This window comes from Actinomadura latina NBRC 106108, assembly GCF_001552195.1.
GTDB classification, from domain to species: Bacteria; Actinomycetota; Actinomycetes; order Streptosporangiales; family Streptosporangiaceae; genus Spirillospora; species Spirillospora latina.
Genome location: NZ_BCQS01000006.1, coordinates 294,133 through 300,191 on the forward strand (window position 1 = coordinate 294,133; position 6,059 = coordinate 300,191).

Here is a 6,059-nt window from a genome sequence, read left to right on the forward strand (position 1 = left end):
GTAGAACGGCCGGGTGACAGCGATCCTCGGCGATGACGGGCTGGCGCGCTGCCCGTGGGGCATGTCGGCGCCCGACTACATCGCCTACCACGACGACGAGTGGGGCCGCCCCGTCCGCGACGACGCGGGCATCTACGAGAAGCTCTGCCTGGAGGCGTTCCAGTCGGGGCTCTCGTGGCTGACGATCCTCCGCAAGCGCGAGAACTTCCGCGGCGCCTTCCGCGGCTTCGACCCCGAGAAGGTCGCCGCGTTCGGCCCGGACGACGTCGAGCGCCTGATGGCCGACGCCTCCATCGTCCGGAACCGGGCGAAGATCGAGGCGGCGATCGCCAACGCCCGCGCCGCCCTCGACCTGCCGGGCGGCCTCGCCGCGACCGCCTGGCGCTACGCCGACCCCGACTCCCCGGCCTATACCGACATGGCCGACGTCCCCGCCTACACCGACGCCTCGAAGGCCCTCTCCAAGGAGCTGAAGAAACACGGCTTCCGCTTCGTCGGCCCCACCACGGCCTACGCCCTCATGCAGGCGTGCGGCCTGGTGAACGACCACCTGACCGGCTGCGCCTTCCGAGACGGCACCCCGGCGGGCGCCTGACACACCGGAGCGCCGTGTGATCCGCGGTTGCCCGGGTCATGCTCGCGCGAACCGCCGGCGCCCCCTCGCCCACATCGGCGGAGACTCCCCAGCCGCTGCGGGGGAAGGCCCTACCCTCAGCGGCCCTCGAACGCCGGCTGCTGCTTCTTCAGGAACGCCTCGGTCGCGTTCTTGTGGTCGCTGGTCTCCGCGCACTCGTCCTGCAGCTCGGCCTCCCGCTCCAGCGCGGACGCCAGGTCGTGCGTCGCCGCGTGGTCGAGCGCCGCCTTCACCGCGCCGTAGGAGACCGTCGGGCCGGCCGCGAGGCGCCGCGCCAGCTCCACCGCCGCCGGGGCCAGCTCGTCCGCCGGGACGACCTGGTTCACCAGGCCCAGCTCCAGCGCCCGGTCCGCCTTCACCGGCTCGCCCAGCAGCAGCAGCTCGGCGGCCTTCGCGCGGCCGACGAGGCGCTGCAGCGTCCACGACATGCCGCTGTCGGGCGCGAGGCCGATCCCGGTGAACGCGGTCGCGAACCGGGCCTTGTCGGACGCGACGATCAGGTCGCAGGCGAACGCCAGCGACGCGCCGGCGCCCGCCGCCACGCCGTTCACCGCCGCCACGACCGGCTTCCGCATCCCGGCGAGGGCCAGCACGATCGGGTTGTAGTGCTCGCGGACGGTGCCGGCCAGGCCCTTCCCGGCGGCGAGGTTGTCGGCGTGCTCGCGGAGGTCCTGCCCCGCGCAGAACGCCCGTCCCGCACCGGTCAGGACGACCGCGCGGGCGGCCGGATCCGCGGCGGCGCGCACCACCGTCGCCCGCAGCAGCTCCTTCATCCCGGTCGTCAGCGAGTTCATCCCGTCGGGGCGGTTCAGTGTGATCGTTCCCACACCATCGGTCACGTCGTACAGCACGGTCTCAGACATCGTCGTCCTCTCGGTTCGCCCGCAGATCCTCCCATCTTCCGATCTGGAGGCTGATCGTTACCACTTCGCGCCCGGAAGACGAGATAATGGACCACTACTGATGACGCGGATGCGACACGCGGCCACGCGGCCAACGGTGTGCCAGGCCGCGGGCCCTACCCAGGAAGGGGATGTACGCATGGCGGCGATGAAGCCGCGGACGGGAGACGGTCCGCTCGAAGTGACCAAGGAGGGGCGCGGGATCGTCATGCGAGTTCCCCTCGAAGGCGGCGGCCGCCTCGTGGTCGAGCTCTCCGCCGACGAGGCCAAGGAGCTCGGCGAGGCGCTCAAGGGCGTCGTGGGCTGACGGCTCCACCGCTCCCGGCCTGTTGGTGACGGTCCCGGCGACGCCGCCGGGGCCCTTGCCATTTCCGCACCCAGAAACGCCTAGCAGGGGAGGCCATCGCCATGCCCATCGAGACCCGCGTCCACGGCGCCGGCGGCACCGTGTCGCAGACCGCGGCCGACCTCGGGGCCGAGGTGGTGGCGGTCCCCGTCCGCAAGGGCCCCGTCGCGCCGGCGGCGGAGGTCGCGGCCGCACTGCCGTTCACGCTGGACGAGCTGCTCGCGCTGCACCGGGCCAAGGGCGAGCCGGGGGAGATCACCGCGACCCAGGTCCGCGTCGGCGACCGGGTCCGCGAACTGCTGCTGTACGGGGTGGGCGACGCGGCCCCGGCCGACCTGCGCAGGGCCGGCGCCGCGCTGGCCCGCCGCGGCGGGGGCCGGACGGCGCTCGTCGCCGGCGTCCCCGCCGGTGATCTCGCCGCCTTCGTCGAGGGCGCGCTGCTCGCCGGCTACGGGTTCAAAATCGGTGCGGCGCCGGCCCGGAAGGCGCTCGGCACCCTCGCCGTGCTGACCGAGGCCGGGCCGGAGGCCGGCGCCGCGGCCATCGAGCGGGGCACCGCACGGGCGCGGGCCACCGCGCTGGCCCGCGACCTCGCCAACACCCCGGCCGCCGAGAAGGACCCGTCCTGGCTCGCCGCACGGGCCGAGCAGGTCGCCGCCGAGTCCGGTCTCGGCGTCCGCGTGCGCGGCGAGAAGGAACTGGCCGAGGGCGGCTTCGGCGGGCTGCTCGCCGTCGGCGGCGGCTCCGCCCGCCCGCCCCGGCTGATCGAGCTCTCCTACCAGCCCGGCGAGCCCGCCGGCGAGCACGTCGTGCTGGTCGGCAAGGGCATCACGTTCGACAGCGGCGGCCTGTCGCTGAAGCCGAACGACAGCATGAAGACGATGAAGACCGACATGGCGGGCGGCGGCGCGGTCATCGCCGTCATGAGCGCGCTGCGCGGCCTCGGCGTCCGCGCCCGCGTCACCGGCCTGGTCGCGGCGGCGGAGAACATGCCGTCCGGGTCGTCGATGCGCCCCGGCGACGTGATCACCCATTTCGGCGGGACGACCTCCGAGGTGCTGAACACCGACGCCGAGGGGCGGCTCGTCCTCGCCGACGCGCTCGCCTACGCCGACGCCGAGCTCGCCCCCGACGCGGTCGTGGACGTCGCGACCCTCACCGGCGCCGCCAAGGTCGCCCTCGGGCTGCGGCACGCCGCGCTCTTCGCCACCGACGACGCCCTCGCCGACGCGCTCACCCGGGCCGGGACGGCGGCGGGCGAGCCGGTGTGGCGGCTGCCGCTGACGGCCGACTACCGCGCCGCGATCGACTCCGACGTCGCCGACGTCGCCAACATCGGGCGCGGCGGCTACGGCGGCGGCTCCATCACGGCGGCGCTGTTCCTGCGCGAGTTCGCCGGCGACCGCCCCTGGGCCCACCTCGACATCGCCGGGCCGGGCCGCGCCGCCGCCGACGACGCCGAGCTCACCCGCGGCGCGACCGGCTTCGGCGTCCGGCTCCTGCTGGACTGGCTGGCGAGCTGATCACTTCGTCCGGCGGTCGACGACCGGGACGCGGCGGCGCCGCCGCGCCTCCTTGACGACCTGCGGCAGCGTCGCGTCCCAGGCCGGCTCCACCGCGAAGCACCACGGGACGGCCGCCGCCGTGGACGGGACGTCCCGCATCGTCAGCGCGACGAGCTGCGGCCGGTCCGTCGTGCGCGCCAGCTCCACCAGCTCGGGGGTCGGGAGGAAGACCAGGTAGTCCTGCTCGCCGCGGCGGGTGCCGGCCATCCCGCGCCGCAGCGCCGCGATCGCGTGCACCTCGTCCCAGGGCAGCGAACGGCCGGAGCCGCGCGGCATCGGCCAGCGGGCCGGCCGCCGCACCCCGGCGGCGTCCAGCACCAGGACGGGACGGCGCGCCAGCATCCCGCCCGCCGACAGCAGCAGGCCCGCCCCGAACAGGACGAGCCCCGCCACCCCGAGCAGCATGAACGTGATGCTCCCCACACCCGCGCCGCGCACCACGCCGCTCGTGATGAACCCCACGGAAGCGATGAACAGGATCAGGAAGGCCACCACCTGCCAGACCCCGCGCCACGTCACCCGGTTCCGCACCGCGAACAGCTCGCCGGTCTCGATCGTCTCCACCGGCGCGCTCAGGCGCGCTTGACGGCGCACAGCAGCCCGTCGCCGACAGGGACCAGGAGCGGGACGAGGCGGTCGTCGTCGCGGATCATCCGGTGCACCTCGCGGATCGCCTCGGTGTCCGGGTCGCGGTGCGCGTGGTCGGCGACACGGTCGTGCCACAGCGCGTTGTCGAACGCGACCACGCCGCCGGGGCGCAGCAGCCGCAGCGCGTCCGTCAGGTAGCCGGGATACTCGCGCTTGTCCGCGTCGCAGAACACCATGTCGTAGGCGCCGTCGGTGAGCCGCGGCAGCACCTCCAGCGCCGGCCCGCTGATCATGCGGGTGCGGAAGCCGGACAGGCCCGCCTCCCGGTAGGCGAGCTTCGCCAGCCGCTGGTTCTCGGGCTCGATGTCCACGCTCGTGAGGACGGCGTCCTTGGGCATGCCGCGCATGAGCCAGACGCCGGACACGCCGCATCCGGAGCCGACCTCCACGACCGTCCGCGCGCCGATCAGGGTCGCGAGGAAGCGCAGCGCCGCGCCGCCGGCCGGGCCGATCGGGGCCGCGCCGACCTCCTCGCCGCGCCGCCTGGCGGCCAGCAGCGGCTCGTCTTCGGGGAGGAAGTCCTCCACGTAGGCCCGGGTGGCCTGACTGGCGTCGATGGTTGCCTCCTCGCGGGACCCCCGCATGCCTCATGCTGGAAAGACCATATCGTTGACAGGGAACCAACTGGAGTTTCAGCGCGTTGTAACCACTGAAGCAGAAGCACGCATAACTACGCAGCGAACACCGAGTCGGTCCAGAGCCGCCCCAGCCCAGGCGAGACCGTGCCGTTCCAAGGCGAGACCTTGGCCCACGAGAGAGGAACAGCCCGGCACCATGGGAGTCGCAGCACTGAGTTTCAGAAGCGCTGTGGGGGTCGGCGCCCGGCAAGGGCTGGGCAACGCCGCCCGCACCCGCGAGAACGCCCCCGAGGCGGAGTGGGCGCCGCCGTCCTGGGACGAGGTCGTCCGCGAGCACTCCGCGCGCGTCTACCGGCTCGCCTACCGGCTGACCGGTAACCAGCACGACGCCGAGGACCTCACTCAGGAGGTCTTCGTCCGCGTGTTCCGCTCGCTGTCGAACTACACGCCCGGGACGTTCGAGGGCTGGCTGCACCGCATCACCACGAACCTGTTCCTCGACATGGCGCGGCGCCGCCAGCGCATCCGCTTCGAGGGGCTCGCCGACGACGCCGCCGAGCGCCTCCAGGGCCGCGAACCGACCCCGGCGCAGGCGTTCGACGACACCAACTTCGACGCCGACGTCCAGGCCGCCCTCGACGCGCTCGCCCCCGAGTACCGCGCGGCCGTCGTGCTGTGCGACATCGAGGGGCTGTCCTACGAGGAGATCTCCGCGACGCTCGGCGTCAAGCTCGGGACCGTGCGCAGCCGCATCCACCGGGGGCGGGCGCAGCTGCGCGCCGCGCTGGAGCACCGCGCGCCGACCCGGCGCCGGCCCGGCACGAGGAACGAGTACCAGGCGGCCGAGGCGCGGCAGGCCGTGGGCGGCGGCGAGGCTGTGGGCGGCGGCGAGGCCGCGGCGCCGGCGGGGGGCCTGCGTGCGGCGGGCGGCGCGATGCCGCAGCCGGACGGCGTCTAGAGCAGAGGCTTACCGCGCGCGGGGACGGGACCGCGCGCCTGACCGAATGGAATCGACGGAGGCGGCGTGAGTTGTCTGGGGGAGCGTCTGACCGCTCTGGTCGACGATGAGCTGGGGCATGAGGAGCGCGACCGCGTGCTCGCCCATCTCGCGGGATGCGCCCTGTGCCGGGCCGAGGTCGCCGGGCTGCGCCGGCTCAAGGGGCGGCTGCGGGGCCTGTCCGAGCTGCCCGCCGCCGACGGGACCGACGACCTGCCGACTCCCGACTTCCTGACCCGGCTGCGCGCCCTGCCCGCCGCCGAGCCGTCCGCGCCCGCCGACGTCCCGCCCGGGCCGTCCGAACCGCCCGCGGGCCCGCCGGCCCACCGCCCGGCCCGCCCGCTTCGATCATCGACCCGCCCCGTGCGGGCCGCCCCCGCCGGGCGCCC

8 protein-coding genes are annotated in these 6,059 nt (G+C 74.6%); 5 read left to right on the forward strand and 3 right to left on the reverse strand.

All coding sequences use genetic code 11. The features are described from left to right. Positions 1–13 precede the first annotated feature (13 nt). The gene (locus AL2_RS12010; RefSeq protein WP_067633049.1) at positions 14–595 is read left to right on the forward strand and encodes a DNA-3-methyladenine glycosylase I; all 582 of its coding nucleotides are present in this window, start codon (positions 14–16) and stop codon (positions 593–595) included. Positions 596–711: 116 nt separating this feature from the next. On the opposite strand, the gene AL2_RS12015 is transcribed toward AL2_RS12010, so the two are convergent. After that, positions 712–1,497, reverse strand: coding sequence for an enoyl-CoA hydratase-related protein (locus tag AL2_RS12015; protein WP_067633050.1), 786 nt, complete (start codon positions 1,495–1,497; stop codon positions 712–714). A 178-nt stretch (positions 1,498–1,675) separates the two neighbouring features. Between AL2_RS12015 and AL2_RS36230 the strand changes: the two genes are divergently transcribed. Together AL2_RS36230 and AL2_RS12020 are read left to right on the forward strand one after the other, a co-directional pair. Further along, on the forward strand, positions 1,676–1,843 hold the full coding sequence (locus tag AL2_RS36230; RefSeq protein ID WP_083946426.1) for a DUF3117 domain-containing protein: 168 nt from the start codon (positions 1,676–1,678) through the stop codon (positions 1,841–1,843). A gap of 101 nt (positions 1,844–1,944) precedes the next feature. Then, complete coding sequence (locus AL2_RS12020) at positions 1,945–3,405, forward strand: leucyl aminopeptidase (RefSeq protein ID WP_067633052.1); 1,461 nt, start codon at positions 1,945–1,947, stop codon at positions 3,403–3,405. On the opposite strand, the gene AL2_RS12025 is transcribed toward AL2_RS12020, so the two are convergent. Further along, positions 3,406–4,011 carry a hypothetical protein gene (locus AL2_RS12025; RefSeq protein ID WP_245666567.1) on the reverse strand — a complete coding sequence of 202 codons (606 nt, stop codon included), beginning with the start codon at positions 4,009–4,011 and terminating at the stop codon, positions 3,406–3,408. Between the two features lie 8 nt (positions 4,012–4,019). Further along, positions 4,020–4,679 (reverse strand): O-methyltransferase, encoded by a 660-nt coding sequence (locus tag AL2_RS12030; protein WP_067633054.1) that lies wholly within the window; start codon positions 4,677–4,679, stop codon positions 4,020–4,022. Between the two features lie 190 nt (positions 4,680–4,869). Here AL2_RS12030 and sigE point away from each other — a divergent pair, with 190 nt between their 5' ends. Further along, positions 4,870–5,631: an RNA polymerase sigma factor SigE gene (gene sigE / locus AL2_RS12035; RefSeq protein ID WP_376741307.1), complete on the forward strand. Its 762-nt coding sequence runs from the start codon at positions 4,870–4,872 to the stop codon at positions 5,629–5,631. A gap of 66 nt (positions 5,632–5,697) precedes the next feature. Continuing rightward, positions 5,698–6,059: anti-sigma factor family protein (locus AL2_RS12040; protein ID WP_174550836.1), on the forward strand; the 362-nt coding region annotated here is incomplete at its 3' end.

Bases quoted from the DNA above. Each gene is read 5' to 3' on its own strand.
- AL2_RS12020 (WP_067633052.1), top strand. From the start codon at position 1,945: ATGCCCATCGAGACCCGCGTCCACGGCGCCGGCGGCACCGTGTCGCAG.
- AL2_RS36230 (WP_083946426.1), top strand. From the start codon at position 1,676: ATGGCGGCGATGAAGCCGCGGACGGGAGACGGTCCGCTCGAAGTGACC.
- sigE (WP_376741307.1), top strand. From the start codon at position 4,870: ATGGGAGTCGCAGCACTGAGTTTCAGAAGCGCTGTGGGGGTCGGCGCC.
- AL2_RS12015 (WP_067633050.1), bottom strand. From the start codon at position 1,497: ATGTCTGAGACCGTGCTGTACGACGTGACCGATGGTGTGGGAACGATC.
- AL2_RS12030 (WP_067633054.1), bottom strand. From the start codon at position 4,679: ATGCGGGGGTCCCGCGAGGAGGCAACCATCGACGCCAGTCAGGCCACC.